Source organism: Ornithinimicrobium kibberense, from assembly GCF_006519705.1.
In the GTDB taxonomy this organism is placed as follows: Bacteria; Actinomycetota; Actinomycetes; order Actinomycetales; family Dermatophilaceae; genus Ornithinicoccus; species Ornithinicoccus kibberensis.
On record NZ_VFXM01000007.1, the window covers coordinates 74159 to 100446 of the forward strand.

Annotated in this window: 27 protein-coding genes; 15 read left to right on the forward strand and 12 right to left on the reverse strand. The window is 74.0% G+C overall.

Annotation, left to right across the window (positions count from 1 at the left end; translation table 11 throughout):
* Nucleotides 1-37: 37 nt before the first annotated feature.
* From FJR00_RS07410 to FJR00_RS07435, 6 genes are all read left to right on the forward strand, one after another.
* Nucleotides 38-1444, forward strand: a complete 1407-nt coding sequence (locus FJR00_RS07410; RefSeq protein ID WP_141338144.1) for an MBL fold metallo-hydrolase — start codon at nt 38-40, stop codon at nt 1442-1444.
* Between the two features lie 123 nt (nt 1445-1567).
* Nucleotides 1568-2161, forward strand: coding sequence for a rhodanese-like domain-containing protein (locus FJR00_RS07415; RefSeq protein WP_141338145.1), 594 nt, complete (start codon nt 1568-1570; stop codon nt 2159-2161).
* 59 nt (nt 2162-2220) lie between these two features.
* Nucleotides 2221-3129: a sulfite exporter TauE/SafE family protein gene (locus tag FJR00_RS07420; RefSeq protein WP_141338146.1), complete on the forward strand. Its 909-nt coding sequence runs from the start codon at nt 2221-2223 to the stop codon at nt 3127-3129.
* Between the two features lie 64 nt (nt 3130-3193).
* Complete coding sequence (gene ppc, locus FJR00_RS07425; protein WP_141338147.1) at nt 3194-5965, forward strand: phosphoenolpyruvate carboxylase; 2772 nt, start codon at nt 3194-3196, stop codon at nt 5963-5965.
* A 61-nt stretch (nt 5966-6026) separates the two neighbouring features.
* The gene (locus FJR00_RS07430) at nt 6027-6635 is read left to right on the forward strand and encodes a PepSY domain-containing protein (RefSeq protein ID WP_181409538.1); all 609 of its coding nucleotides are present in this window, start codon (nt 6027-6029) and stop codon (nt 6633-6635) included.
* Between the two features lie 65 nt (nt 6636-6700).
* Complete coding sequence (locus FJR00_RS07435) at nt 6701-7540, forward strand: Fpg/Nei family DNA glycosylase (RefSeq protein WP_141338149.1); 840 nt, start codon at nt 6701-6703, stop codon at nt 7538-7540.
* Between the two features lie 18 nt (nt 7541-7558).
* On the opposite strand, the gene FJR00_RS07440 is transcribed toward FJR00_RS07435, so the two are convergent.
* On the reverse strand, nt 7559-8323 hold the full coding sequence (locus FJR00_RS07440; protein ID WP_075958745.1) for a PIG-L deacetylase family protein: 765 nt from the start codon (nt 8321-8323) through the stop codon (nt 7559-7561).
* Nucleotides 8324-8462: 139 nt separating this feature from the next.
* Here FJR00_RS07440 and rpsO point away from each other — a divergent pair, with 139 nt between their 5' ends.
* Complete coding sequence (gene rpsO, locus FJR00_RS07445) at nt 8463-8732, forward strand: 30S ribosomal protein S15 (RefSeq protein ID WP_075958746.1); 270 nt, start codon at nt 8463-8465, stop codon at nt 8730-8732.
* A gap of 167 nt (nt 8733-8899) precedes the next feature.
* Nucleotides 8900-11443 (forward strand): polyribonucleotide nucleotidyltransferase, encoded by a 2544-nt coding sequence (locus tag FJR00_RS07450; RefSeq protein WP_141338150.1) that lies wholly within the window; start codon nt 8900-8902, stop codon nt 11441-11443.
* Nucleotides 11444-11525: 82 nt separating this feature from the next.
* Here FJR00_RS07450 and FJR00_RS15720 read toward each other — a convergent pair whose 3' ends face one another.
* From FJR00_RS15720 to FJR00_RS07475, 6 genes are all read right to left on the reverse strand, one after another.
* The gene (locus FJR00_RS15720; RefSeq protein WP_158068695.1) at nt 11526-11687 is read right to left on the reverse strand and encodes a hypothetical protein; all 162 of its coding nucleotides are present in this window, start codon (nt 11685-11687) and stop codon (nt 11526-11528) included.
* 180 nt (nt 11688-11867) lie between these two features.
* Nucleotides 11868-12221: a GntR family transcriptional regulator gene (locus FJR00_RS07455; RefSeq protein ID WP_141338151.1), complete on the reverse strand. Its 354-nt coding sequence runs from the start codon at nt 12219-12221 to the stop codon at nt 11868-11870.
* Between the two features lie 25 nt (nt 12222-12246).
* Nucleotides 12247-13416 (reverse strand): heparan-alpha-glucosaminide N-acetyltransferase domain-containing protein, encoded by a 1170-nt coding sequence (locus FJR00_RS07460; protein WP_141338152.1) that lies wholly within the window; start codon nt 13414-13416, stop codon nt 12247-12249.
* Entirely contained in the window at nt 13407-13712 is a 306-nt protein-coding gene (locus FJR00_RS07465; RefSeq protein ID WP_075958749.1) for an AzlD domain-containing protein, read from the reverse strand. Before FJR00_RS07465 ends, FJR00_RS07460 begins: the two co-directional genes overlap by 10 nt.
* Entirely contained in the window at nt 13709-14515 is an 807-nt protein-coding gene (locus FJR00_RS07470) for an AzlC family ABC transporter permease (RefSeq protein WP_075958750.1), read from the reverse strand. Before FJR00_RS07470 ends, FJR00_RS07465 begins: the two co-directional genes overlap by 4 nt.
* Nucleotides 14512-15120, reverse strand: a complete 609-nt coding sequence (locus FJR00_RS07475) for a GNAT family N-acetyltransferase (protein ID WP_141338153.1) — start codon at nt 15118-15120, stop codon at nt 14512-14514. The genes FJR00_RS07470 and FJR00_RS07475 overlap by 4 nt, the downstream gene beginning before the upstream one ends.
* 122 nt (nt 15121-15242) lie before the next feature.
* Here FJR00_RS07475 and paaA point away from each other — a divergent pair, with 122 nt between their 5' ends.
* From paaA to paaE, 5 genes are read left to right on the forward strand one after another with little or no spacing between them, the layout of a single operon-like run.
* The gene (gene paaA, locus FJR00_RS07480; RefSeq protein WP_141338154.1) at nt 15243-16280 is read left to right on the forward strand and encodes a 1,2-phenylacetyl-CoA epoxidase subunit PaaA; all 1038 of its coding nucleotides are present in this window, start codon (nt 15243-15245) and stop codon (nt 16278-16280) included.
* Nucleotides 16277-16561 (forward strand): 1,2-phenylacetyl-CoA epoxidase subunit PaaB, encoded by a 285-nt coding sequence (gene paaB, locus FJR00_RS07485; protein ID WP_141338155.1) that lies wholly within the window; start codon nt 16277-16279, stop codon nt 16559-16561. The genes paaA and paaB overlap by 4 nt, the downstream gene beginning before the upstream one ends.
* Nucleotides 16558-17319: a 1,2-phenylacetyl-CoA epoxidase subunit PaaC gene (gene paaC, locus FJR00_RS07490; protein ID WP_141338156.1), complete on the forward strand. Its 762-nt coding sequence runs from the start codon at nt 16558-16560 to the stop codon at nt 17317-17319. The genes paaB and paaC overlap by 4 nt, the downstream gene beginning before the upstream one ends.
* Before the next feature lie 17 nt (nt 17320-17336).
* Entirely contained in the window at nt 17337-17888 is a 552-nt protein-coding gene (paaD, locus tag FJR00_RS07495) for a 1,2-phenylacetyl-CoA epoxidase subunit PaaD (protein ID WP_141338157.1), read from the forward strand.
* Between the two features lie 8 nt (nt 17889-17896).
* Nucleotides 17897-19018, forward strand: a complete 1122-nt coding sequence (gene paaE, locus FJR00_RS07500; protein ID WP_141338158.1) for a 1,2-phenylacetyl-CoA epoxidase subunit PaaE — start codon at nt 17897-17899, stop codon at nt 19016-19018.
* On the opposite strand, the gene FJR00_RS07505 is transcribed toward paaE, so the two are convergent.
* The 3 genes from FJR00_RS07505 to FJR00_RS07515 form a co-directional block, all read right to left on the reverse strand.
* On the reverse strand, nt 19006-20388 hold the full coding sequence (locus tag FJR00_RS07505; RefSeq protein ID WP_238330373.1) for an NAD(P)/FAD-dependent oxidoreductase: 1383 nt from the start codon (nt 20386-20388) through the stop codon (nt 19006-19008). The genes paaE and FJR00_RS07505 overlap by 13 nt on opposite strands.
* Nucleotides 20389-20507: 119 nt before the next feature.
* Nucleotides 20508-21140, reverse strand: coding sequence for a Maf family protein (locus FJR00_RS07510; RefSeq protein ID WP_238330375.1), 633 nt, complete (start codon nt 21138-21140; stop codon nt 20508-20510).
* A complete protein-coding gene (locus FJR00_RS07515) occupies nt 21137-22828 on the reverse strand; it encodes a DUF885 domain-containing protein (RefSeq protein WP_141338161.1) in 1692 nt (563 codons plus the stop codon). Before FJR00_RS07515 ends, FJR00_RS07510 begins: the two co-directional genes overlap by 4 nt.
* 57 nt (nt 22829-22885) lie before the next feature.
* On the opposite strand from FJR00_RS07515, the gene FJR00_RS07520 reads away from it, so the two are divergent.
* Together FJR00_RS07520 and FJR00_RS07525 are read left to right on the forward strand one after the other, a co-directional pair.
* A complete protein-coding gene (locus FJR00_RS07520) occupies nt 22886-23665 on the forward strand; it encodes a methyltransferase domain-containing protein (protein ID WP_141338162.1) in 780 nt (259 codons plus the stop codon).
* 56 nt (nt 23666-23721) lie between these two features.
* The gene (locus tag FJR00_RS07525) at nt 23722-24381 is read left to right on the forward strand and encodes an MOSC domain-containing protein (protein ID WP_075958758.1); all 660 of its coding nucleotides are present in this window, start codon (nt 23722-23724) and stop codon (nt 24379-24381) included.
* 12 nt (nt 24382-24393) lie between these two features.
* On the opposite strand, the gene FJR00_RS07530 is transcribed toward FJR00_RS07525, so the two are convergent.
* Both FJR00_RS07530 and FJR00_RS07535 read right to left on the reverse strand, forming a co-directional pair.
* Nucleotides 24394-24654 (reverse strand): acyl-CoA carboxylase subunit epsilon, encoded by a 261-nt coding sequence (locus FJR00_RS07530; protein ID WP_202876618.1) that lies wholly within the window; start codon nt 24652-24654, stop codon nt 24394-24396.
* On the reverse strand, nt 24651-26279 hold the full coding sequence (locus tag FJR00_RS07535; RefSeq protein WP_141338163.1) for an acyl-CoA carboxylase subunit beta: 1629 nt from the start codon (nt 26277-26279) through the stop codon (nt 24651-24653). Before FJR00_RS07535 ends, FJR00_RS07530 begins: the two co-directional genes overlap by 4 nt.
* Nucleotides 26280-26288 lie beyond the last annotated feature (9 nt).

Genomic DNA, 26288 nt, shown 5'->3' on the forward strand with positions numbered 1-26288 from the left:
CGCATCGCACACCCACCCCCTTCCAAGGAGTGAACGCATGCTGCTCGAGCGCATCTACGACGAGGACCTCTCCCAGGCCAGCTACGTCATCGGCTGCCAGGCCCGCGGCGAGGCCATCGTCGTCGACGCCCGTCGCGACATCCAGACCTACCTCGACCTGGCCGCCAAGAACGGCATGACCATCGTGGCGGTCGCCGAGACCCACATCCACGCCGACTACCTGTCCGGCACCCGTGAGCTGGCTGCCGCCACCGGCGCCCAGGTCTACGTCTCCGGCGAGGGCGGGGAGGACTGGCAGTACGGCTTCGAGGGCACCCGTCTGCACGACGGCGACACCATCACCCTCGGCAACATCACCGTCAAGGCCCTGCACACCCCCGGCCACACCCCGGAGCACCTGGTCTTCCTCGTCACCGACGGGGCCTTCACCGACCAGCCCGGCTACCTGCTCTCCGGCGACTTCGTCTTCTCCGGCGACCTGGGTCGCCCGGACCTGCTCGACGAGGCCGCCGGCGGCGTCGACACCCGCTTCGAGGGGGCCAGGCAGCTGTTCCGGTCCCTGCGGGAGAAGTTCCTCACCCTGCCCGACCACGTCCAGGTCTACCCGGCGCACGGCGCGGGCTCGGCCTGCGGCAAGGCCCTGGGCGCGCTGCCCTCGACCACGGTCGGCTACGAGCGTCTGTACGCCTGGTGGGCCCCCTACCTGGCCACCGACGACGAGCAGGGCTTCATCGACGAGCTGCTCGACGGGCAGCCCGACGCGCACGCCTACTTCGGCCGGATGAAGCGGCAGAACAAGCTCGGCCCGGCCGTCATGGGCGAGCGGGCCCCGCTGGCCGAGCTGACCGCGGAGGCCGTCCGTGCCGGGCTCGAGGGCGACACGATCACCCTCGTGGACACCCGGCCGGTCGAGGAGATCCTCGGCGGCACGGTGCCCGGCGCGCTGGCGATCCCGGCCCCGGACAAGGCCGCGACCTACGGCGGCTGGGCCTACGACCCCGAGTCCGACACCCGACCGCTCGTCCTCCTCGCCCCCGACCAGGAGACGGCCCAGGGCATCTGGGACCACCTCGTGCGGGTCGGCGTCGACGACGTGACCGGCTACGTGACCTCCTTCGAGGGGCTGCCGCTGGAGAAGCCGGCGACGGTCTCGCCGGCCGAGCTCGACGACCTGGAGCGCGCGCTGCTGCTCGACGTGCGCAACAGGACCGAGCACAGCGAGGGCACGATCCCCGGCGCCGAGCAGCTCTCCGCCGGCCGCGTGCTCTGGCACCAGGACCGGCTGCCCCAGGACGGCACCATCGTGACGTTCTGCCAGTCGGGCGTGCGCAACTGCGTCGCCGCCTCCGCCCTGCGCCGCGCCGGGTTCGACGTCGTCGAGCTCGAGGGCAGCTACCAGGGCTGGCTGGACGAGCAGGCCCGCCGCGCCACGGTCGCCGGCTGACCCCGGAGGACCTCCCCCCTGCGCGCCGACCCGGCCGGGACCAGCTCCCGGCCGGGTCCGGCACGTGACCACCCAGAACACCCCGACCCGGGGCACCGTCCCCGGACCCACGGAAGGATCTTCGTGACCACCACCACCGACCAGACCACGACCGTCATCGACGCCGACACCCTCAAGGCGTGGTTCGACCGGCACGACGACGTCGTCGTCATCGACGTCCGCTCGGCCGCCGAGTTCGAGTCCCTGCACATCCGCGGCTCCTACAACGTGCCGCTCCAGCTGCTGTCCGAGCACACCCAGGACGTCGCCCAGCGCGTCGGCCGCCGCGTCGTGCTCGTCTGCCACTCCGGCGTGCGCGCCGAGCAGGCCCGGCAGCGCCTGCACGAGGTCGGCATGGACTCGGCGCTCGTGCTCGACGGCGGTGCGCCCGCCTTCGCCGCCGCCGGCGGCGACGTCGTCCGCGGCGAGCAGCGCTGGGCGATGGACCGCCAGGTGCGCATGGTCGCCGGCACCCTGGTGACCACCGGCCTGCTGGCCGGCGAGCTGGTCTCGCCCAAGCTGCGCATGGTCGCCGGGGCCGTCGGCGCCGGCCTGGCCTTCTCGGCCGCCACCAACACCTGCGCCATGGGCGCGGCCCTGGCCAGGATGCCGTGGAACCGCGGCGCCCAGGACCCGGCGGCCCACGAGGCCATCGGCCAGCTGCCGACCCTCGGCTGACGACCCCGCCCGACCACCACCGGCCCCGCCCCCGCCGGTAGCCTGCCCCAGGAGGAACCGTGTCCGCCATCCTCGCGATCACGCTGCTGCTGTCCGTCGTCATCGGAGTGTCCCTCGGGCTGCTCGGCGGCGGAGGCTCCATCCTGACCGTCCCGATCCTGGCCTACGTGGCCGGGATGGACGCCAAGGAGGCGATCGCGGCGTCGCTCTTCGTCGTGGGCGTCACCTCCGCGGTGAGCGTGGTCTCCCACGCCCGGCACGGGCGGGTCCGGTGGCGCACCGGCCTGGTCTTCGGCGCGGCTGGCATGGCCGGTGCCTTCGCCGGCGGGATCCTGGGGGGCTACGTCCCCGGGCAGGTCCTCATGATCGCGTTCGCGCTCATGATGCTGGCGACGGCCGTGGCGATGATCCGCGGCCGTCGCCAGGTGGACCGCGAGCCGACCACCGGCGAGCTGCCCGTCGGCAAGGTGATCGTCGAGGGCCTCGTGGTCGGCCTGGTCACCGGCATCGTCGGCGCCGGCGGCGGGTTCCTCGTCGTCCCGGCCCTGGCGCTGCTCGGCGGTCTGTCCATGCCGGTGGCCGTGGCCACCTCGCTGCTGGTCATCGCGATGAAGTCCTTCGCCGGGCTGGCCGGCTACCTGACCACCGTCCAGCTCGACTGGCCGCTCGTGCTGGGCGTCACCGCCGCCGCCGTGGCCGGCTCCTTCGTCGGGGCCCGCCTGGCCGGCATCATCCCCGAGCAGGTCCTGCGCAAGGGCTTCGGCGTGTTCGTCCTGGCGATGGCCTTCTTCATCCTGGCCCAGGAGCTGCCGCAGCCCTACGGCCTGTGGGTCGGCGGGGCCGCGGCCGTCGCCGCCCCGGCCGCCGTCGTCTGCTGGTTCGCCACCCCGTCCTGCCCCGTCCGGCGGTGGCTGGGAGCCCGCGCCCCCCGGACGGACGCCGCCGCCGACGGGGCCCTTGCCGCCTGAGTCCGGCCCCCGGTCCGGGCCTGCGGGCGGCCGCCGTCGGTCCCGGCCAGTAGGCTCGGGCAGCGTGACCGAGCAGCCCGACCTCCACGACCCCATCAGCCCCGAGCTGCGCGCCGACGTCCGGCGCGTGTCCACCCTCCTGGGCCAGGCACTCGTGCGCCACCACGGGCAGGAGCTGCTGGACGCCGTCGAGCAGGTCCGGCTCACCACCAAGGCCAGCAAGGCCGGCGACGAGGGGGCGGCCGAGCAGGTCCGGGCCGTCCTGGCCGACCTGCCCCTGGAGCGCGCCAGCGCGCTGGTGCGCGCGTTCTCGGCATACTTCCACCTGGCCAACGCCGCCGAGCAGGTGCACCGCGTGCGCACCCTCACCTCCCGGGCCGAGGCCGACGGCTGGCTCACCTCGGCGGTGCGCGACGTCGTCGAGGCCGGAGGACCGCAGCTGCTGGCCGACACCGTCGCCGAGCTCGACGTGCGCCCCGTCTTCACCGCCCACCCGACCGAGGCGTCCCGGCGCAGCGTGCTCACCAAGATCCGCCACCTGGCCGACGTCCTCGCCGTGCCCACCGAGCCGGACACCGTCGCCCGTCGCCGGCAGGACCGTGACCTCGCCGAGCTGGTCGACCTCATCTGGCAGACCGACGAGCTCCGGCAGACGCGGCCCACGCCGATGGACGAGGCCCGCAACGCGATGTACTACCTGGACGAGGTGCTCACCGCGACCATGCCCGACCTGCTGGGGGACCTGGGGGACCTGCTGGCCGAGCACGGGGTCGAGGTCGACGTCACCCGTCCGCCGCTGCGCTTCGGCTCCTGGATCGGCGGCGACCGCGACGGCAACCCGTTCGTCACCCCCGAGGTGACCCGCGAGATCCTGCACCTGCAGGGGCGGCACGCCGTCAACGTCGCGCTGGCGCTCGTCGACGTGCTCATCTCCCAGCTGTCCTCCTCGACCGAGATCGTCGAGGTCGCCCCGGAGCTCACCGCGTCCCTCGAGGAGGACCTGGAGCACCTGCCCGGCCTGGACCCGCGCGTGCTCGAGCTCAACGCCCAGGAGCCCTACCGGCTCAAGCTCACCTGCGTGCGGGCCAAGCTGCTCAACACCGCCACCCGCCTGGACCGCGCGACCGAGCACGAGCCGGGCCGCGACTACGCCGACGGCCACGAGCTCGTCGCCGACCTGCAGGTCGTGGCCGACTCGCTGCGGGCGCACGGCGGTGGCCTGGTCGCCGACGGGCGGGTCGCCCGGGCCGCGCAGACCCTCGCCGGGACGGGGCTGCACCTGGCCACGCTTGACGTGCGCGAGCACGCCGAGAAGCACCACGCCGAGCTCGGTCCCCTGCTCGACGCGGTGGGTGCCGCGGGGCAGGAGGGGTATGCCGCGCTCGACGGACCCGGGCGCACCCGGGTCCTGGCCGAGGAGCTCGCCTCCCGTCGGCCGCTGCTGACCCGGGCGGCCCCGCGCGGTCCGGTGCTGGCGATCTTCGACGAGATCCGGCACGCGGTCGCGACCTACGGCGAGGAGGTCGTGGAGACCTACATCGTCTCGATGACCCAGGGTCCCGACGACGTGCTGGCCCCGGCGGTGCTGGCCCGGGAGGCCGGCCTGGTCGACCTGGGCGGCAGCGGCGGCGAGGGGGCCTTCGCCCGGGTCGGCTTCGCGCCCCTGCTGGAGACGATCGACGAGCTCCGGGGCGCGGCCGAGCTCGTCGACACCCTGCTGTCCACGCCCGCCTACCGCGAGCTGGTCCGCCTGCGCGGCGACGTGCAGGAGGTCATGCTGGGCTACTCCGACTCCAACAAGCAGGCCGGGGTGCTGACCAGCCAGTGGGCGATCCACCAGGCGCAGCGCGCGCTGCGCGACGTGGCCGCCCGGCACGGCGTGCGGCTGCGGCTCTTCCACGGCCGCGGCGGGTCGGTCGGCCGGGGCGGCGGGCCCACCTACGACGCGATCCTGGCCCAGCCCAACGGGGTCCTCGAGGGGGAGATCAAGTTCACCGAGCAGGGCGAGGTCATCTCCGACAAGTACTCCCTGCCCGCCCTGGCCAAGGAGAACCTCGAGCTGTCCCTGGCCGCGGTGCTGCGCGCCTCGGCCCTGCACCGCGACCCGCGGACGACCGCCGACGAGCGCGAGCGCTACGGCGCCGTCATGGACGTGGCCAGCGACGCGGCGTTCGCGGCCTACCGGCGGCTCATCGACGACCCGGACCTGCCCGCCTACTTCGTCGCCGCCACCCCCGTGGACCAGCTGGGGGCGCTCAACATCGGCTCTAGGCCGGCCAAGCGGCCCGACACCGGCGCCGGCCTGGAGGGGCTGCGGGCCATCCCCTGGGTGTTCGGCTGGACCCAGACGCGGCAGATCGTCCCGGGCTGGTTCGGCGTGGGGTCGGGCCTCAAGGCCGCCCGCGAGGCGGGGCACGGCGACACGCTCGGCGAGATGCTGCGACGCTGGCACTTCTTCGCCGCGGTGCTGTCCAACGTGGAGATGACGGTGGCCAAGACCGACCTCGACGTCGCCGCCCACTACGTCGAGACGCTCGTGCCCGCCGAGCTGCGCCACGTCTTCGACACGGTCCGGGCCGAGTTCGAGCTCACCGTGGCCGAGCTCAAGGCGTTGACCGGCGAGGAGGACCTCCTCGACGACCAGCCGGTGCTCAAGCGCACCCTCGCCGTGCGCGACAACTACCTGGACCCGATCTCCTACCTGCAGGTCGAGCTGCTGCGCCGCCTCCGGGAGGACGCCGCCGGCGAGGTCGCGGAGGAGCAGACCCAGCAGCTCCAGCGGGTGCTGCTGGCCACCGTCAACGGCGTGGCCGCCGGCCTGCGCAACACCGGCTGACCCGGGTCCTCGCGGCGGCCGGATGAGAGGACGTCTCATCCCGGAGGAGCATGATGGGGCCATGAGGAAGACACGGACGACCACCCTGGCCACGGTCCTCGCCCTCGGGCTCACGCTGGCCGCCTGCGGCGGCGCCGACGACACGGCCGACAGCCCGACCGCGGACACCAGCCCGTCCGCGGTCCCGGCGCCCGCGCCGACGGAGGAGGACGCCGACGACGACCGGGCGACGGACGAGGACACCGACGCCGGCGGCTCCTTCGACCCCACGGCTTCGGGGCTCGCCGCCGTCGACGTCGCCGAGACGGAGGCGGGCGGCACCGCATACCAGCTCGACGACGAGGACGGCGACGGCGGCTGGGAGGTCGACGTCGCCCTCGAGGACCGCTCCGTCGAGGTGACCGTCGGACCTGACAGTCAGGTCCTCGGGACCGAGGACGACGACCTCGACGACGAGGACCGGGCCGCCCTGGACGCGGCCACCGTCCCGCTCGCCGAGGCGGTCCAGACGGCCGTCGCGGAGGTCGGCGGGCAGCTCGACGGCGTCGAGCTCGACGACGAGGACGGCACCTGGGTCTGGGAGGTCTCCCTGGACGACACCGACGGCGGTGACGACGTCGAGGTCCGGGTCAGCACCACCACCGGCGAGGTCGTCTCGGCCGACGCCTGACCCGCGGGTCGCCACCCGGGGTCGGACGCCGGAGGCTGCGCCCCGCCGGTGAGAGGATGGCGCGCATGCCCGAGGGACACACGCTGCACCGGCTGGCCGGTGCCCTGGACGCCGCCTTCGCCGGCGCCGCCCCGCACGTCACCAGCCCGCAGGGACGGTTCGCCGAGGGCGCCGCGCTGCTCGACGGCACCCTGCTGGAGCGGTCCTGGGCGCACGGCAAGCTGCTCTTCGTCGACTTCGAGGAGGGACGGACCCTCTACGTGCACCTCGGCCTCATCGGCAAGTGGTTCGTCCTGCCGGTCGCCGAGGCCCACCGGGAGACCGGCCCGCCGGTCGTCGGCGAGGTCCGGCTCCGGATCGAGGACGGGTCCCATGTCGCGGACCTGCGTGGCCCGATGGCCTGCCAGGTCGTCGACGAGCAGGAGGTCGACCGCCTCGTCGCACGTCAGGGGCCGGACCCGCTGCAGCCCGACGACGGCACGGCCGCGGACGCGGCATACCGGAGGATCTCCCGCTCGGGCAAGTCCCTCGCCGAGCTGCTCATGGACCAGACCGTGGTGGCCGGGGTGGGCAACATCTACCGGTGCGAGGTGCTCTGGCGGCACCGTCTGCACCCGCTCCGCCCGGGCCGGTCGCTCAAGCGCGCGTCCTGGCAGCTGGTCTGGGACGACCTGGTCCGGCTGATGCCCTGGGGCGTGCGGACCGGCACGATCATCACCCTCGACGACGTCCTCGAGGACACCGTCGCCGCGCTGGGCCGCGGGGAGACCCCGGTCGTGCCGCGCGAGTTCGCGGTATACCAGCGGACCGGGATGCCGTGCCTGCGCTGCGGGGCGACCGTGCGCCACAAGGTGGTCGCCGGCCGGAACCTGTTCTGGTGCGGCAACTGCCAGCGGCGCACCTGAGCCGGCCCGGAGGCCCGGTCAGCGCTCCACGAGGTCGACGGTCCAGCGGTAGCGGGCGGGCCGGTCGGCACCGTCCCCCGCGACGTCAGCGGTCCCCGTGGCTGCGTCGTCGCCGTGGTCGACGCCCAGGATCATGGTCAGCAGCTCCCGCGGCGCGGGGAAGTCGTCGGGGAGCGCGGCGTTGTACTCCCGGTGCGCCTCGAGCGAGCGGACGGCCGCCTCGAAGTGGTCGGTGACGTCGAGCGCGTGGGTGGCGTCCGCGCCGACCCAGCCGAGCCAGCGCACCCCCGACCACGGGTCCAGGCCCTCGTGGAGCAGGTCGCGGAAGATCCACCGGTTGCCGGCGGCGGCGACCGCGTCGAGCACCTCCCGGCCCACGACCCGGTGGTCGGCCTGGTTGAGCGCACCGCCGGCGAACCGGTCGGCGTAGGTCTGCGTGATGACGACGTCGGGGCGGACCCGCCGGATCTCCCGGGCCAGGGCGCGCCGCAGCTCCAGCCCGCCCACGAGCACGCCGTCGGCGAACCCCTCGAGGAAGCGCACGTCGTCGACGCCCACCTCCCGGGCACCGGCACGCTCCTCCTGCTCCCGGACCTCGGCGGCCTCCTCCGGCGGCATGGTGTCGATGCCGGCCTCGCCACGGGTGACGAGCAGGTAGGTCACCTCCTTGCCCGCCGCGGTCCAGGCGGCGACGGCCGCCGCGGTGCCGTACTCGATGTCGTCGGGGTGGGCGACCACGACGAGCGCGGACCGCCAGTCCGTCGGGAAGGGGAGCAGCTCCATACCGGCCCACCCTAGGACGATTAGGGCGGCGTCGTGGCCCGCTGATAACCTGAACGATGCCGTCAGGACGGCCGCGGATCCAGAGTGCCCCGGTGAACAGGCCCGGGTTGCGCCGCGCAACGACACGAAGGAGTCGCCCATGGCGAACGAGACTGCCGCGAAGCAGGAGATCATCAAGGAGTACGCCACGACCGAGGGCGACACCGGCTCGCCCGAGGTGCAGGTCGCGCTGCTGACGCACCGCATCAAGGAGCTCACCGAGCACTCGCGCGAGCACAAGCACGACCACCACTCCCGCCGGGGTCTGCTGCTGCTCGTCGGCAAGCGCAAGCGTCTGCTGCGCTACCTCGAGCAGACCGACATCGAGCGCTACCGGTCGCTGATCAAGCGCCTCGGCCTGCGCCGCTGAACGTCGCAGGGGAGCGGTTCCCGATCGATCGGGGACCGCTCCTCCTGCGTAGGGCCGGGCTCTCGCTAGCCTGACCCGGGGGACGCGGGACGCGTCCCCACCCAGAAGGACACAGCCGGGCACAACGACGATGTCCCGTGCTGAGGAAGAGATGCAAAGGAGGGCCCATGGAGGGTCCAGAGATCACGTTCGCCGAAGCCACGATCGACAACGGCAGCTTCGGCACCCGCACCGTCCGGTTCGAGACCGGGCGTCTGGCCAGGCAGGCCGGCGGCTCCGTCACCGCCTACCTCGACGACGACACCATGCTCCTGTCGACCACGACGGCGGGCAGGTACCCCAAGGACCACTTCGACTTCTTCCCGCTCACGGTGGACGTCGAGGAGCGCATGTATGCCGCGGGCAAGATCCCGGGCAGCTTCTTCCGGCGTGAGGGCCGGCCGTCGACCGACGCCATCCTCACCTGCCGGCTCATCGACCGCCCGCTGCGCCCGACCTTCGCCAAGGGCCTGCGCAACGAGGTCCAGGTCGTCATCACCGTCCTGTCGCTCAACCCCGACCACCAGTACGACGTGCTGGCGATCAACGCGGCGAGCGCCTCGACGCAGATCTCGGGCCTGCCCTTCAGCGGCCCGATCGGCGCCACCCGCGTCTCGCTCATCGACGGCCAGTGGGTCGCCTTCCCCAACTTCTCCGACAGCGAGCGGTCGACCTTCGACATGGTCGTCGCCGGTCGCGTGGTCGGCGACGACGTCGCGATCATGATGGTCGAGGCCGAGTCGACCGACGCCACCTGGGACCTGGTGAAGAACGAGGGCAAGCAGGCCCCGACCGAGGAGGTCGTCGCCGAGGGCCTGGAGGCCTCCAAGACGTTCATCAAGGCCCTGTGCGAGGCCCAGGCCCAGCTGGCCGCCGGCTCCGCCAAGGAGGTCCAGGAGTTCCCGCGCTTCCTCGACTACGAGGACGACGCGTACGCCGCCGTCGAGGAGGCCACCGCGGCCGACCTCGCCGAGGCGCTGCAGATCTCCGGCAAGCAGGAGCGCGAGGCCCGCATCGACGAGATCAAGATCGCGATGAAGAGCAAGCTCCTGGGCCTGCACTGGGACGCCGCCGGCGACAGCGACGTGACCGAGGAGGCGCCCTTCGCCGGCCGCGACAAGGAGCTGAACGCCGCCTACCGCGCCGTGCAGAAGAAGCTCATCCGCGAGCGCATCCTGCGCGACGAGGTCCGCATCGACGGGCGTGGCCTGCGGGACATCCGCGCGCTCAGCGCCGAGGTCGAGGTCATCCCGCGGGCGCACGGCTCGGCCATCTTCGAGCGGGGCGAGACCCAGATCATGGGCGTCACCACGCTGAACATGCTCCGGATGGAGCAGCAGTTGGACACCCTCTCGCCGGTGAGCCGCAAGCGCTACATGCACAACTACAACTTCCCGCCCTACAGCACCGGTGAGACCGGGCGCGTGGGCTCCCCGAAGCGTCGGGAGATCGGGCACGGTGCGCTCGCCGAGCGTGCCCTCATGCCGGTCCTGCCGACCCGCGAGGAGTTCCCCTACGCCATCCGCCAGGTGTCCGAGGCGCTCGGCTCCAACGGGTCGACCTCGATGGGCTCGGTCTGCGCGTCCACGATGTCGCTGCTCAACGCCGGTGTGCCGCTGCGCGCCCCGGTCGCGGGCATCGCGATGGGCCTGGTGTCGGCGGAGGTGGACGGCCAGATGCGCTACGCCGCGCTGACCGACATCCTCGGCGCCGAGGACGCCTTCGGCGACATGGACTTCAAGGTCGCCGGCACCAAGGAGTTCGTCACCGCGATCCAGCTGGACACCAAGCTCGACGGCATCCCCGCCGACGTGCTCGGCGGTGCGCTGACCCAGGCGCGCGACGCCCGGTTGCACATCCTCGACGTGATGAACGAGGCCATCGACGCCCCGGACGAGATGAGCCCCTACGCCCCGCGCGTCATCTCGGTCAAGGTCCCGGTCGACAAGATCGGCGAGGTCATCGGCCCGAAGGGCAAGATGATCAACCAGATCCAGGAGGACACCGGCGCCGACATCTCGATCGAGGACGACGGCACCGTCTACATCGGCGCGACCGACGGCCCGTCGGCCGAGGCGGCCCGGGCCGCGGTCAACGCGATCGCCAACCCGCAGATGCCCGAGGTGGGCGAGCGCTTCCTGGGGACCGTGGTCAAGACCACGACCTTCGGGGCGTTCATCTCCCTGCTCCCCGGCAAGGACGGGCTGCTGCACATCTCCGAGATCCGCAAGCTCGTCGGCGGCCGGCGCATCGACGCCGTGGAGGACGTGCTGTCCGTGGGCCAGAAGGTCCAGGTGGAGCTCAAGGAGATCGACCCGCGCGGCAAGCTCTCCCTCGCGGCCGTCGTCGCCGAGGACGCCGAGGGCACCGGAGCGGACGCGGGCGCGTCGGGGGCCGAGCAGACCACCACGGCCGCCGCCGAGGCCGAGGCCCCGCAGCTGCCGGGCGCCGAGACCGAGGCCCCCGTGGCCGACGCCCCGGCCGCGCAGGACGCGGACGGAGCGGAGTCGGACGACCAGGCCGGAGCCGGTGACGCGGGCGGGTCCTCCGCCGACGGCGAGGGCGGCGACCGCCCCCGGCGTCAGCGTCGCCGTCGTGGCGGCCGCGGACGCGGTGGCAACGGCACCGGTGAGGGTGGCGGCGAGTCCGAGGGCGGCTCCTCCGAGAGCTGACCCTCCCGCCTGAACGACAGAGGGCGGGCCCGGACGAATCGTCCGGGCCCGCCCTTCGTCGTGCCGTGGTCCGTGGGCCGCCTCAGGCGGCCGAGCGCGTGGTGCGCGGGGCGCGGTCGACCCGCGCCGCCTCACCGACGTGCCAGCGCATCTCCATCCGGGTGCGGCCGTGCGCGTCGGTCACGGGGACCCACGACATCAAGGCCGTGCCGGGTGTCCTGCGCAGCTGTCGTACCTGGGTCATGGTTCCCACCTCCTGCCGGTCGTCGTCGACCAGGCTCGTTCATCTTCTGTTCACCTACCGTACATGAAAAGATGAACGGAAGATAGACGGCAAGGGGTTCGACGGCGCGTCCTGGCCGGTGGGCGGCCCGTCGGAGGCTGCCGGTCAGGTGAACGAAAGGTGAACGGGGGCGGCCCCGGCTCACCACCGGGCGCGCAGCACGCCTACGGCCTCCTCGAGGCCGAGACCGCCGCTCCGGGCCTCGCGGACGAACCGGGCGGCGGCCGCGTCGAGCTCCGCGCCCGCCCCGCTCCCGGGAGGGGCGAGCACGACGGTGCCGTTCCGACCCCGGGTCTCCACGTGTCCCTCCGCCTCGAGCTGGCGGTAGGCCTTGGCGACGGTGTTGGCCGCGACGCCGAGGTCGGCGGCGAGCCGGCGCACGGTCGGCAGCCGGGTCCCGGGCAGGAGCAGCCCTTCCCGGACCGATCCGACCACCTGGTCGCAGAGCTGCTGGAAGACCGGGGTCCGGATCCCCGGGTCGACGGTGAACCTCACCGGCCCAGCATGACAGCCGGCCGGGTCAGCGGAGGGGAACCTGCCGGGTGAGGGCGGCGACCCCGGCCTCCAGCGGGCCGCGGACCCCGGCCCGCGCGAGGGCCGCACCCACCACGAGGGCGGCCAGGGCGTGCAGGGCCAGTGCCCCGGGTCCGCCCACGCCCAGCGGGCTGGCCATGACGAGCACGTGGGTGGTGTAGAGCGTCAGCGTCGTCGAACCCGCACCCGCGAGGACCACCCACGGCGCGCGGGGCAGGAGTCGGACGAGCACGAGCACCAGCCCCAGGACGAGCAGCGCCGTGCCGGCCGTGTGGGCCAGGTCCGCGACGCTGCCGCTGTGCGGCGACCACACGCCCAGCCACCAGGGCGAGCCGGTCGGGTGCACGCCGTACATCCCGCGCCGGAGCTCCACCACCAGCTCGGGCCAGGGGGTGCCCGGCCGCCACCAGCTGGCCACCAGGTCGGCACGCGGACCCTCGGCGCGGGTGAGGCCGGCCGAGACGGCGAGGGCGAGCGCGGCCGTCCACGCCCCGACGAGCGCCAGCCTCGGCCCCCAGGCCGCCCGGCGCAGGTCCAGACGGCCCACCGCCAGGCCCACGAACAGGTAGGTCGCCCAGGTCAGCACGGGGTAGTAGCCGGTGAGCAGCAGCTCGCGCGCCAGCACGACCGGCTCGGTCAGGGACACCAGCGAGGGCACGACCGGCTGGGGCGGGCCCAGCTCGCGGCGCAGCAGGAGGCTGACCACGGGGGAGAGCAGGCCCCAGCCGACGGCCAGCGCGGCCAGCCGGCCCGGGCCCCAGTGCAGCACCGGCAGCGCGCAGCAGAACAGGACCCCGTAGAAGGTGAGGATGACCGCCAGGCCGGAGCCGAACAGGCCCAGCCACAGCCCCAGCACCGCGACGAGCAGCGCCCGGACGAGCAGCCGCCGCCGGTGGCCGGAGACGCCGCACAGCACGTCCCGGGTGGCCAGGCCGATGCCCACCCCCGCGAGCACGGCGAACAACGCCGACGAGCGGCCCGCGACCAGCTCGAACAGCGGGTCGACCCCGCGGGCGGACCTCGGGTCCCGGGCCGGGACGAGGTGGGCGGCGAACATGCCGAGCAGGGCCAGCGCCCGGGCGACGTCGACGGCGACGACCCGGCCGCGCCCCGGCGCAGGGGTCCCTCGCGGCGCGACGACGCGGGTCAGGTCCACAGCCGCACCAGGGCGGCCGTGACCGCGGCGAGGGCCACGACCACGAGGAACGGGGCCCGCAGCACCAGCAGGACCACCGCCACCCCCACCCCGGCGGCGCGCGCGTCGAGGGTGGGCACCCCGTCGGCGAGGAACCCCTGGGTGATGATCAGCGAGCTGAGCAGCGCGACCGTCAGCAGCGGGACGACCCGGTCGATCCACGGCACCTCCAGCACCCGCTCGGGCACCAGGTAGCCCCCCAGCTTGAGCCCGTAGGCCAGGGCGCCGGCCGCCAGCACGGTGATCCACAGCGTCACGGCAGCTCCTCCGCCACGTGGCCGTCGTGCGGCCCGCCGTGCCGTCCCGGCGTCGCGTCGCGGGTCACCGGCAGCGGCGGCCCCGGGTCGTCCTCGCGGCCACCTCGACGGGGCAGCCCGACGACGAGGGCCGCGGTGGCCCCCACGAGCACCTCGACACCGGTCGGCACGAACGGTGCGCTGACCAGCGTCAGGACCATGGCCAGCACGGCGGCGGCCAGCGGCCCGGTCCGTCCGCCGGGCCCGCGGCCCACCAGCCGCGGCCAGACGAGCGCGACGAAGGCGGCGGCGGCCGCGGCGTCGAGACCGTAGGCCCGGGGGTCGCCCATCGCCTCCCCGGCCAGCGCCCCCAGCAGCGTCGTGCCCTGCCAGACGACGAACAGCGTCACCCCGGTCGTGAAGAACCCCACCCGCGCCTGCTCGCGGGTGTCCTGCGCCAGGGCCACGGCCGTCGACTCGTCGATCGTCAGGTGGGCGGTGAGCGGGCGCACGAGCGGGCCCGGCCGCAGGACCCGGGACAGCTCCAGGCCGTAGAAGCCGTTGCGCAGGCCCAGCAGGGTGGAGGTGGCCACGGCCGCCGCCGCCCCTCCGCCGGAGCCGAGCACCCCGTAGAGGGCGAACTGCGAGCCCCCGCTGAAGATGAGCAGGGAGGTCAGGACGGTCTGCCACACGCTCAGCCCGGCGGCCACCCCCAGTGCCCCGGCGCTGACCCCGTAGAGCCCGACCAGCCCCACGGCCAGCCCCTGCCGGGCGGCAGGCGTGCGCCACCAGGGGAGGGGGTATGCCGTGGGGCCCGCCGTCACAGCCCCGCCACCAGGCGCACCTCGCGGGCCGTGCGTCCGTCGTCGTCGACGACCCGGTCGCGCCAGGCGCCGTCCGGGGCGAACCCGGCGCCCTGCAGGAAGGCGCGGGTGCCGCCCGCGTCGGCCAGGACCCAGGCGACCACGGCCTCCAGGTCGTCCGACCCCGCCCGCAGGGTGTCCACGGCCGCGTTGAGCAGGCGGGACCCGTGCCCGGCCCGTCGGGCCTCGGGGTGGACGCCGCCCTCCAGCACCGTGCCGGTCCGGTCCGGCTCGTGGCCGGGCTCGTCCTCCGCCGGGCCGACCGCGACGTAGCCGACGACCTGGGGGCCGGCCGTGGCCACGAGCAGCCGGTGGCGCGGCGACGGGGGCGACTCGAGCGAGCGACGCCATACCCCCGCGAAGCGCGGGCCGGTGAGCGCGTCCAGCACCTCCGCCGAGAGCAGGTCGCGCAGCTCGTGCTGCCAGACGAAGGCCTGGACCAGCCCGACCGCGGGGGCGTCGCTGGGGCGGGCGGTGCGCACGGCGGCGTCGGCCAGCGGCCCGGGGGCGCCGTGGCCGTGGCCGTGGGCGTGCGGCAGGTCGGGGGGAGGGTCCTGGGAAGTCATCGGGCACAGTCTCCCACCTGCCGGGGACAGGCCCCCGGCCCCGGGCCCGGTATGACACCGATCCCGGCGGGCGACGGAACATCTGTCACAGGGCCGGGGGTGATCTCTGGCACACTGGAGGCATGTACGGCAACGACTTCGGCGAGGGCGCCGACCAGCAGGCGCCGCTGAACGCCACCGAGACCGAGGACTACCAGCAGGCGCTGGCCGAGCACATGGCCTACTTCGACCGGCTCGTGGCCGACGACCAGCGGATCGAGCCGCGCGACGCCATGCCGGAGGCCTACCGCAAGACGCTGATCCGGCAGATCGCCCAGCACGCGCACTCGGAGATCATCGGGATGCAGCCGGAGGGCAACTGGATCAGCCGGGCCCCCAGCCTGCGCCGCAAGGCGATCCTCATGGCCAAGGTGCAGGACGAGGCCGGGCACGGGCTCTACCTCTACTCGGCGGCCGAGACCCTCGGCGTGGACCGGTCCGAGCTGCTCGACAAGCTGCACTCCGGGCAGCAGAAGTACTCCTCCATCTTCAACTACCCCACCCTGACCTGGGCCGACGTGGGCGCGATCGGCTGGCTCGTCGACGGCGCGGCGATCATGAACCAGGTGCCGCTGTGCCGCTGCTCCTACGGCCCCTACGCCCGCGCGATGGTCCGGGTGTGCAAGGAGGAGTCCTTCCACCAGCGGCAGGGCTTCGAGATCCTCTGGACGTTGTCCAAGGGGACCGACGCCCAGCGCGCGATGCTGCAGGACGCCGCGGACCGCTGGTGGTGGCCGGCCCTGATGATGTTCGGGCCGCCGGACTCGGGCGAGAAGGCCACCGAGGGCCACACCGCCCAGTCGATGGCGTGGGGCATCAAGCGGTTCACCAACGACGACCTGCGCCAGAAGTTCGTCGACATGACCGTCCCCCAGGCGCACAAGCTCGGCATCACCCTGCCCGACCCGGACCTGCGCTGGAACGAGGAGCGGGGACACTGGGACTTCGGTCAGATCGACTGGGACGAGTTCTGGCGGGTGCTCAAGGGCGACGGACCCTGCAACGCCCAGCGGATCGCCACCCGGGTCGCCGCCCACGAGGACGGTGCCTGGGTCCGGGAGGCCGCCGCCGCCCACGCCGAGAAGGTCGTCGCCCGGGCGGCCCAGGGGGCGGTGGCATGAGCTCGACCTGGCCCCTGTGGGAGGTCTTCGTGCGGGCCCGGCGCGGCCTGTCCCACGGGCACGTGGGGTCCCTGCACGCCCCCGACGCCGAGATGGCCCTGCGCAACGCCCGGGACCTCTACACCCGCCGGCAGGAGGGCGTCTCGATCTGGGTCGTGGCCTCCGAGGACATCACCGCCTCCAGCCCCGACGAGCGCGACAGCTTCTTCGACCCCGCCGCCGACAAGGTCTACCGGCACCCGACGTTCTACGACGTGCCCGAGGACGTGGAGTACCTGTGACCGGCCTGCACACCGCCTACCTGCTGGGGCTGGGCGACGACGCGCTGATCTACGCCCAGCGGCTGGGGGAGTGGCTCACCCACGCCCCCCAGATCGAGGAGGACATGGCCCTGGGCAACGTGGGCCTGGACCTGCTCGGCCAGGCGCGGGCGCTGCTGACCCGGGCCGGCGAGGTCGAGGGCGCGGACCCGCCCCGGGACGAGGACGCGCTGGCGATGCTGCGGGACGAGCGGGAGTTCCGCAACGTGCAGCTCGTCGAGCAGCCGCGCGGCGACTTCGCGCACGAGATGGCCCGGTTGCTGTGGTTCTCGACCTACCAGGCCGAGCTCTACGCCCGCCTGGTCGACTCCGCCGACGAGACCCTCGCCGGCGTGGCCCGCAAGGCGGTCAAGGAGGTCGACTACCACCGCGACCACGCCACCCAGTGGGTGCTGCGGCTCGGCGACGGCACCGAGGAGAGCCACGCCCGCATGCAGGCGGCGCTCGAGGCGGTCCAGCCCTACGTCGCCGAGCTGGGCGAGGACCACGACGCCGCCCGGTGGGCCGCGGACCAGGGGATCGGCGTCCTGCCCTCCACCCTGGTCGAGCCGGTGACCACCGCCGTGCACGACGTGCTGGCCCGCGCCACGCTGACCGTGCCCGACGCCCCCCGCTGGCACGCCCGCGGAGGACGGGAAGGCCTGCACTCCGAGGCCATGGGCTACCTCCTGGCCGAGATGCAGCACATCGCGCGCAGCCACCCCGGCGCCACCTGGTGAGGGGAGGCGCCGCGGGTATGACGTCTCGCACCGGCACCGGCACCGGCACCGGCACCGGCACCGGCACCGGCCGCCCGGACCTCGACGAGGTCGAACGGGCCGTCCGCGCCGTGCCCGACCCCGAGATCCCGGTCATCACCATCGACGACCTGGGCGTCGTCCGGGAGGTCGAGCGCGTGGACACCCCCGAGGGCCCGGGGCTGCGGGTGACGATCACCCCCACCTACTCCGGGTGCCCCGCGATGCGGGTCATGGAGGAGGACGTGGTCGCCGCCGGCCGGCGCGCCGGCGTCCCCGTCGAGGTGGTCACCCGGCTCTCGCCGGCCTGGACGACCGACTGGATGAGCGAGCGGGGCCGCGAGCAGCTCCTGCGCTTCGGCATCGCCCCGCCCACCGGCCAGCGGGCGCACGGACCGGTGCCCGTCGGGCTGTCCGTGCGCCAGGTCGCCTGCCCCCGGTGCGGGTCGACCGACACCGAGGAGGTGGCCCGCTTCGGGTCGACCGCCTGCAAGGCCCTGCGGCGTTGCCTGGCCTGTCGCGAGCCGTTCGACGAGTTCAAGACCCTCTAGGAGCCTGCGTGTCCCTCCTGCAGCAGCCGACCCGTCGGCGTGCCACCTTCCACGACCTGACCGTCACCCGGGTCGACCGGCTCACCGACGACGCCGTCGCGATCAGCTTCGCCGTGCCCGAGGAGCTGCGCGAGGAGTTCGACTTCGAGCCCGGGCAGCACCTGACCGTGCGGGCGACCGTCGACGGGCAGGACGTGCGGCGGTCCTACTCGTGCTGCATCTCCCGCGGCGAGTCCCGCCGACGCGGCGAGGTCCGGGTGGCCTCCGCCCGCGTCCCCGGCGGGGTGATGTCCACCTGGCTCAACGAGCACGTGCAGCCCGGGGACACCCTGCAGGTGATGAGCCCGCTCGGCTCGTTCGTGTGCCCGACCGACCCGACGGCCGCCCGGCACCACGTGGCGGTCGCCGCCGGCTCGGGCATCACCCCGGTGCTGTCGCTGCTGACCACGGCGCTGGAGGAGGAACCGCACTCCCGCGCCACGTTGATCTTCGGCAACCGGCGCACCGACTCGATCATGTTCCTCGAGGAGCTCATGGAGCTGAAGAACCGCTTCCCCGGCCGGTTCAGCCTCTTCACCGTGCTCTCCCGGGAGCGGCAGGACCTCGAGCTGTTCACCGGCCGGATCGACCGGGACAAGCTGGAGACGATGTTGGCCACGTTCGTCCCCGAGGACGAGGTGGACGAGTGGTACCTCTGCGGGCCCTTCGGCATGGTCGAGGCCGCCCGCACCGTCCTGGCCGAGCGGGAGGTGCCGCCCGAGCACGTGCACCACGAGATCTTCCACGTCGACGACAGCGGCGGCATCGCGCCGCCGCCGGTCGCCGAGCCGGTCGACCCGGGGGCCCCGCCGGAGGCCGTCGTGACCGTCACCCTCGACGGGCGGACGACGACGGTGCCCATGTCGACGCGGGCGGAGTCGATCCTGGACGCCACCCTGCGGGAGCGGCCGGACGCGCCGTTCTCCTGCACCGGCGGCGTCTGCGGCACCTGCCGGGCCAAGGTCGTCGACGGCGAGGTCCGGATGGACCGCAACTACGCGCTGGAGCCCGACGAGGTCGAGCGCGGCTACCGGCTCACGTGCCAGTCGCACCCGGTGTCGGACACGGTGACCATCGACTACGACGCCTGAGCCGGCGGCACCGGTCGGCCGCCCCCGGGGGCCGGGCGCCGGCGGAGGCGTGACGGCGTCCAGTCGACCCGCCGCAGCGGGTCCAGCGGGGCCAGCTCGGGCGGGGTCGACCCGCCGACGATCGTCTCGGCGAGCAGCTGCCCCGTGACCGGCCCCAGGGTGATCCCCCACATGCCGTGGCCCCCGGCGACGAAGACCCGCTCGGAGGTCGTGCGGCCCACGAGCGGCAGCCCGTCGGCGGTGACCGGGCGGGACCCGACCCACTCGTCCTGACGCTCGTCGAGCGGGATGCCCTGCAGCATCGGCCGGACGGAGTCGACGATGGCCCGGATGCGGCGGGTGTCGAGGGGCTCGTCGGGCCGGCGGAACTCCATCATCCCCGCCACCCGCAGGCGGTCGCCGAGGGGCGTGAGGGCGACGCGAGCCTCGGGCAGGTAGAGCGGGCCCGCCGGCATCCGCTCCGGGGTGACGCTGAAGGAGTAGCCCCGGCCGGCCTGGACGACGTGGCGCACCCCGAACGGTGCCACGAGGTCGCCCAGCCACGCCCCCGTCGCGACGACCACCGCGTCGTAGGGGGCTGCGTCGCCCTGCCCGGCGTCCCCGCCCTGCCCGGTGTGCCCACCGGTGTGCCCGCCCCGCCCCGAGGCGTCGGTCCTGCGGGCGCGCACCTCGACCGCGCCGCCGCGGTCGACCAGGTCGGTGACCTTGGCGCCCGTCACCACGGTGCCGCCCCGCTGCCGGACGGCGTCGGCCAGGGCGGCGACGAAGCGGACCGGGTCCAGGTAGCGCTGGCCACGGATGAGCACCGCCGCCTCCACCGCCTCGGAGACCGCCGGCTCACGGCGGCGGGCCTCGTCGCCGGAGACGAGCTCGTGGTCCACCTCACCGCCGGCGGAGGCGATGTGCCGGAACTCGTCCAGCAGCACCTTGACGTTGCGGACGTCGGTGTAGCAGGCGACGAGCGGGTCGGCCTGGTGGACGGTGCCGTCGACACCGTGCCGGACCAGGTGGGAGAAGGAGTCCAGCGACCGGTCGTTGAGGGGCAGCAGGGCCCGCATGGCCTTCTCCCAGCGGCCCATCGTGCTGTGCCGGACGAAACCCCCGACGAAGCGGATCAGCCGAGGGTCCGCCCGGGGCGGGAGGTAGACCGGTGACCCGGGGTTGACGAGCGCCCTGACCCCGTAGCGCAGCACGGCCGGCTCGGGCAGCGGCGTGGCGATCGCCGGGGTCAGCCACCCCGCGTTGCCCCAGGAGGCGCCCGCAGCGACCCCCTCGCGGTCGAGCACGGTGACGTCCACCCCGTGCTCCTGCAGGTGCCAGGCCGTCGCCAGCCCGACCATCCCGGCGCCGACGACGGCGACCCTGCGCATGCCCGACATCCGACCTCCCTGTCGACGTGTTGGGCCCATGGTGGCACCCGCCTGCCGCCGGCGCCGAGCCGGGTCTCACCGGGAGGCCGGGCCCTCACCGGTCGGCCGGCGGGCGGTCCTCAGCCGCGGAGCGTGTGCCAGGCCACCCCGATCTCGTCGAGCAGCTCGCGCAGCAGCGGCAGGCTGACCCCGACCACCGCGTGGTAGTCGCCCTCGATGCCACGCACGTAGGGCCCTCCGAGGCCGTCCACGGTGAACGCCCCCGCGACGGTCAGCGGTTCACCCGTCGCCACGTAGGCCTCGATCTCCTCGTCGGTCAGGTCGGCGAAGTGGACCACCGTCGAGGCCGTCGCGCCGAGGGTCGCCCCCGTCCCGCCCTCCCGGTTGTCGATCACCCAGTGGCCCGTGTGCAGCGTCCCGGAGCGACCACGCATGAGCCGCCACCGTTCCGTGGCCGTGGCCGCGTCCCCGGGCTTGCCGTACATCCGCCCGTCCAGCTCGAGCACCGAGTCGCAACCCAGGACGAGGGAGTCGGGCTCCTCCTGCCCCACCACCGCCTCGCACTTGGCGCGCGCCAGGGTGAGCGCGACGTCGGCGGGCGGGAGCACGCCGTGCCTCTCCTGGGCCCGGGCCAGCGCTGCCTCCTCGTCCACCCCCGAGACGACGACCTCCGGCTCCACCCCCGCGCTGGTGAGCGAGGCGAGGCGGGCGGGGGAGGCGGAGGCCAGGACCAGCGGCACCGGCCCGCTCACAGCTCGCCCAGGACGGCCGCGCGCAGGGTGTCCAGCCCGACGCCGCCGATGTCGAGGGCCCGACGGTGGAAGGCCTTGAGGTCGAACGACTCGCCCTCCCGGCGGCGCACCTCGTCGCGCAGCTCCAGCCACAGGCGCTCGCCGACCTTGTAGGAGGGCGCCTGGCCCGGCCAGCCGAGGTAGCGGTCGAGCTCGAACCGGACGAACCCCTCGTCCATGTGGACGTGGTTGTTGAGGAACTCCCAGGCCTTGTCGTAGGTCCACTCGCCGCCGTCGACCTCCTCGGGGGCCTCGAACCCGCAGTGCACGCCGATGTCGAGCACGACGCGGGCGGCCCGCAGCGACTGGCCGTCGAGCAGGCCGAGGCGGTCGCCGGGGTCGTCCATGTAGCCCAGGTCGGCCATCAACCACTCGCTGTAGAGCGCCCATCCCTCGGCGTGCCCGGACGTCATGGAGGCGAGCCGGCGCCAGCGGTTGAGCAGGTCGGAGCGGTAGGCGGTCTGACCGATCTGCAGGTGGTGGCCGGGGACCCCCTCGTGGTAGACGGTGGTCAGCTCGCGCCAGGTGGAGAACCGGGTCACGCCCTTGGGCACCGACCACCACATCCGCCCGGGACGGGAGAAGTCCTCGGAGGGCGGGGTGTAGTAGATCCCGCCCGTCTGGCTGGGGGCGATCATGCACTCGATGCGGCGGACCGGCTCGGGGACGTCGAAGTGGCTGCCGGCCAGCGCGGCGACCGCCTCGTCGGCCTTGACCTGCATCCACCCGCGCAGGGCCTCGGTGCCCTCCAGCTGGTAGGCCGGGTCGTCGTCGAGGATCTGGACGGCCTCCTCGACCGAGGCGCCGGGCCGGATCTGCTCGGCCGTCTCCGCCATCATCCGGGTGATGCGGGCCAGCTCCTCCTGGCCCCAGCGGTAGGTCTCCTCCAGGTCGATGGCCGCCCCGAGGAAGCTGCGGGAGCGCAGGGCGTAGAGCTCGCGGCCGCAGGCGTCGGACTCCGGCGCCTGCGGCGCCAGCTCGTCGAGGAAGGTCGCCAGCGCGCCGAAGGCCGCCTTGGCCGAGGTGGCGGCCGCGGCCAGCAGGCCGCGGACCTCCTCGGACTGCCCGGCCGCCTCCTCGAGGAGGGCGTCGTAGGTGCTCGTCCCGTCGGCCGCCTGGTCGCGGCACTGCTCGGCCACCTTGACGACCTGCCGGCGGGGGGCCACCTGACCGCGCTCGGTCGACCAGGTCAGGGCCGAGGCGTACTGCTCCAGGGCCCGCGGGACGTTGTCCAGACGGGCGGCGACGGTGCGCCAGTGCTCCTCGGTGTCCTTGGCCATCAGGTCGAAGACGTCGCGCAGGTCCAGGGCGGGGGCCGAGATGACGCTGAGCTCGACGGGGGCCCGTCCGTCCAGCACAAGGTCCAGCGACTGCACCTCCAGGCCCAGCCGCTCGCGCAGCGCGGCCGCCGTGACCTTGTCGGTGTCGTCCTGCGGCTCGAGCCGGTCGAGCTGCTCCAGGGTGTCCGCGCACAGGTCGCGCCGGGCGCGGAGCCCCTCGACCGACAGGTCGTCGACCCGGTCGTCGGCGCCGGGCACGCCCAGGTAGGTCGCCAGGAGCGGGCTGAGGGCCACCGAGGCGTCCAGGTGGGCCTCGGCGAGGCGGTCGATGTCGGTCCAGGAACGGGTCTGCTGCGGGGTCGTCGTCACGGGCCGACGCTACCTCGCAGGACCGACGAGGTGCAGGGCAGGCACTACCCTGCCCCGATGGGCCAGGACTGGGACCCGGAGCACTACTCGCGGTTCGCCGATGAACGGGACCGGCCGTTCGTCGAGATGCTGGCGCGGGTGCCGGACACCGCCCCCGCCCGGGTGGTCGACCTCGGCTGCGGTCCCGGGCGGGGACTGCTCGCGATGGCCCGCCGGTGGCCGCACGCCGAGATCTCCGGGGTCGACGCCAGTCCGGCGATGGTCCAGGCCGCGCGCGCCGCCGGTGCGTCGGCCGAGGTGGGGGACCTGCGGGCGTGGGCGTCCGTTGACCGGCCGGTGGTGGACCTGCTGGTGACGACCGCGACGCTGCAGTGGGTGCCCGGCCACCTCGAGATGCTGCCGGCCCTGCTGCGCAGGGTCCGGCCAGGAGGCGCCCTGGCCATGTCCGTCCCCGGCAACTTCGGGGAGCCCAGCCACACCCTGCGCCGGGAGATCGCCGCCCGCCCGGACTACGCCCGGCACCTGGCAGGGGTCGCCGAACCGGCCGCCCACGACCCCGTGCACTACCTGGCGGTGCTGGCCGGGGCCGGTGCCGAGGTGGACGCGTGGGAGACGACGTACCTCCACGTCCTGGACCCCGAGGGCCGCGACCCCGACCCCGTCCTCACCTGGGTGTCCGCCACCGGTGCCAGGCCCACCCTGGAGGCCCTGCCCGAGGACCTGCGCGCGCGGTTCGTCGAGGAGTTCGCCGCCGCCCTGCGCCTCGCCTACCCCCGGACCTCCCTGGGGGTGGTGCTGCCCTTCCGGCGGGTGTTCGCGGTGGCCCGCCGCCGCTGACCCCGTCCGTGGCGCGGGGGCCGCAGGAGGTGCCGGCACCGCATACCGTGTCGTCCATGCCCGCACGCGTCCGCTCGACCAACCTGGCCAGTCCCAAGCCCGAGCCGGGCGGCAAGCCCTACGCGACGGGCATCGACAAACGACCGGTGCCCTCGATCGAGGTCTTCGCCCCCGGCCCGTCCTACGGCGACGGGCCCGGCGTGGTCGCCGACCACGTGGGCGACGAGCAGCACCACGGCGGCGCGCACAAGGCCGTCTACGCCTACGCCCGCGAGGAGCTGGACCACTGGGAGCGCGAGCTCTCCCGGGGGCTGTCGGACGGCACCTTCGGCGAGAACCTCACCACCGAGGGGATCGACCTGGAGGCCCTGCTCGTCAATCAGCGGATCAGGGTCGGCGACGACGTCGTGCTCGAGGTGTCGGTGGCGCGCACGCCCTGCTCGACCTTCGCCGGTCACCTGGGGGAGCGGGGCTGGCTGAGGAGGTTCACCGAGCGGGGGCGGTGCGGCGTCTACCTGCGCGTCGTCGCGCCCGGGACGGTGCGTGCGGGCGACGCGGTCGAGGTGCTGGAGCCGCCGGACCACGACGTCGACATGCGGGTGGCCTTCGCCGCAGCGATGGGTGACGACGAGGCCGCCGCCAGGGTGGTGGCCGCCGGCTGCCTGCCGAGGATGTACCACGACCGGCTGGCCGCGCGCCTGCGCGCGCGGGGCTGAACGACCCGCCGCTCAGCGGGGCAGCGCCGAGGCCCTCCACCCGTCGGGGCCGACCGCCGGCCGCGGGCGGGCGAACCGGGAACGGGCCGTCCACAGGGTCCGGCGCCGGGCGTCGCCGCCCGACCCGCCGCCGTCGGAGCCGAGGGCGCTGAGCACCACGGCCAGTGCGGCGATCTGCTCGGGGCTGGGGTTGCCCCGCTCCACCCGGATCACCGGCACGTCGGCGGTCGAACCCTCGGCCGCGGCGCCCTCCGCAGGGGTCGTGGCGCTCACAGCGGGATGTTCCCGTGCTTGCGGGGCGCGCGGTTGGAACGCTTGGAGCGCAGGTGGCGCAGCGCTCGGGCGACCTGGACCCGGGTCTCGGAGGGCTCGATGACCGCGTCGACGTAGCCCCGCTCGGCCGCGACGTAGGGGTTGGCGAGGGTGTCCTCGTACTCCTGGATGCGCCGCTGCCGCTCGGCCTCGACGTCCCCGCCCTCGGCGGCGACCCTGGCCAGCTCGCGGCGGTAGAGGATGTTGGCCGCGCCCTGGGCGCCCATGACGGCGATCTGCGCGGTCGGCCAGGCCAGGTTGACGTCGGCACCGAGGTGCTTGGAGCCCATGACGTCGTAGGCGCCGCCGTAGGCCTTGCGGGTGATGACCGTGACGAGCGGGACGGTGGCCTCGGCGTAGGCGTAGAGCAGCTTGGCCCCGCGCCGGATGATGCCGCCGAACTCCTGGTCGGTCCCGGGCAGGAAGCCCGGGACGTCGACGAAGGTGAGGATGGGCACGTTGAACGCGTCGCAGGTGCGCACGAACCGGGCGGCCTTCTCCGAGGCGTCGATGTCCAGGGTCCCGGCCAGCTGCATCGGCTGGTTGGCCACGACGCCGACGGACCGGCCCTCGACCCGGCCGAACCCGACCACGATGTTGGGGGCGAAGAGCTCCTGGACCTCCAGGAAGTCGCCGTCGTCGACCACCGTCTGGATCGCGGTCCTGATGTCGTAGGGCACGTTGGGGGAGTCGGGGACCAGGGTGTTGAGGGCCTCGTCCTGCTCGTCGACCTCCTCGTCCACGTCGGCGTCGAAGGCCGGCGGGTCCTCGAGGTTGTTCTGCGGCAGGAACCCCAGCAGCTCCTTGACGTAGTCGAGCGCATCGTCCTCGTCGCTGGCCATGTAGTGCGCCACGCCGGAGGTCGAGTTGTGCGTGCGCGCCCCGCCGAGCTCCTCGAAGGTCACGTCCTCCCCGGTGACGGTCTTGATGACGTCGGGGCCGGTGATGAACATGTGCGAGGTCTGGTCGACCATGACCACGAAGTCGGTGATCGCCGGGGAGTAGACCGCCCCGCCCGCGCACGGGCCCATGACCAGGGAGATCTGCGGAATGACCCCGGAGGCGTCGACGTTGCGGCGGAAGATCTCGGCGTAGAGCCCCAGGGCGACCACGCCCTCCTGGATGCGGGCGCCGCCGGAGTCGTTGATCCCGATCACCGGGCAGCCGATCTTCATCGCCAGGTCCATGACCTTGACGATCTTCTCGCCGAAGACCTCGCCCAGCGACCCGCCGAAGACGGTGAAGTCCTGGGAGAAGACCGCGACCGGACGGCCGTCGACCGTGCCGTAGCCGGTGACCACCCCGTCCCCGTAGGGCCGGTTGCGCTCCTGCCCGAACGCGGTCGAGCGGTGCCGCGCCAGGGCGTCCAGCTCGGTGAAGCTGCCCTCGTCGAGGAGGGCCTCGACCCGTTCGCGGGCGGTCTTCTTCCCACGGGCGTGCTGCTTCTCCACGGCCTTGGCCGACCCGGCGTGCACGGCCTCGTCCACCCGGGCCCGCAGGTCGGCCAGCCGGCCGGCGGTCGTGCGCATGTCCGGGCCCTCGCCGCTGCTGTCGGCGGGCGGTCCGGCGCTGACGGTCTCACTCATGGGTCCGAA

Excerpts from the sequence above, each read along its gene's own strand:
- FJR00_RS07410 (WP_141338144.1), top strand. The coding sequence starts at position 38 with ATGCTGCTCGAGCGCATCTACGACGAGGACCTCTCCCAGGCCAGCTAC.
- FJR00_RS07430 (WP_181409538.1), top strand. The coding sequence starts at position 6,027 with ATGAGGAAGACACGGACGACCACCCTGGCCACGGTCCTCGCCCTCGGG.
- FJR00_RS07435 (WP_141338149.1), top strand. The coding sequence starts at position 6,701 with ATGCCCGAGGGACACACGCTGCACCGGCTGGCCGGTGCCCTGGACGCC.
- FJR00_RS07440 (WP_075958745.1), bottom strand. The coding sequence starts at position 8,323 with ATGGAGCTGCTCCCCTTCCCGACGGACTGGCGGTCCGCGCTCGTCGTG.
- rpsO (WP_075958746.1), top strand. The coding sequence starts at position 8,463 with ATGGCGAACGAGACTGCCGCGAAGCAGGAGATCATCAAGGAGTACGCC.
- FJR00_RS07450 (WP_141338150.1), top strand. The coding sequence starts at position 8,900 with ATGGAGGGTCCAGAGATCACGTTCGCCGAAGCCACGATCGACAACGGC.
- FJR00_RS15720 (WP_158068695.1), bottom strand. The coding sequence starts at position 11,687 with ATGACCCAGGTACGACAGCTGCGCAGGACACCCGGCACGGCCTTGATG.
- FJR00_RS07475 (WP_141338153.1), bottom strand. The coding sequence starts at position 15,120 with ATGACTTCCCAGGACCCTCCCCCCGACCTGCCGCACGCCCACGGCCAC.
- paaA (WP_141338154.1), top strand. The coding sequence starts at position 15,243 with ATGTACGGCAACGACTTCGGCGAGGGCGCCGACCAGCAGGCGCCGCTG.
- paaB (WP_141338155.1), top strand. The coding sequence starts at position 16,277 with ATGAGCTCGACCTGGCCCCTGTGGGAGGTCTTCGTGCGGGCCCGGCGC.
- paaD (WP_141338157.1), top strand. The coding sequence starts at position 17,337 with ATGACGTCTCGCACCGGCACCGGCACCGGCACCGGCACCGGCACCGGC.
- FJR00_RS07505 (WP_238330373.1), bottom strand. The coding sequence starts at position 20,388 with ATGCGCAGGGTCGCCGTCGTCGGCGCCGGGATGGTCGGGCTGGCGACG.
- FJR00_RS07520 (WP_141338162.1), top strand. The coding sequence starts at position 22,886 with ATGGGCCAGGACTGGGACCCGGAGCACTACTCGCGGTTCGCCGATGAA.
- FJR00_RS07525 (WP_075958758.1), top strand. The coding sequence starts at position 23,722 with ATGCCCGCACGCGTCCGCTCGACCAACCTGGCCAGTCCCAAGCCCGAG.
- FJR00_RS07535 (WP_141338163.1), bottom strand. The coding sequence starts at position 26,279 with ATGAGTGAGACCGTCAGCGCCGGACCGCCCGCCGACAGCAGCGGCGAG.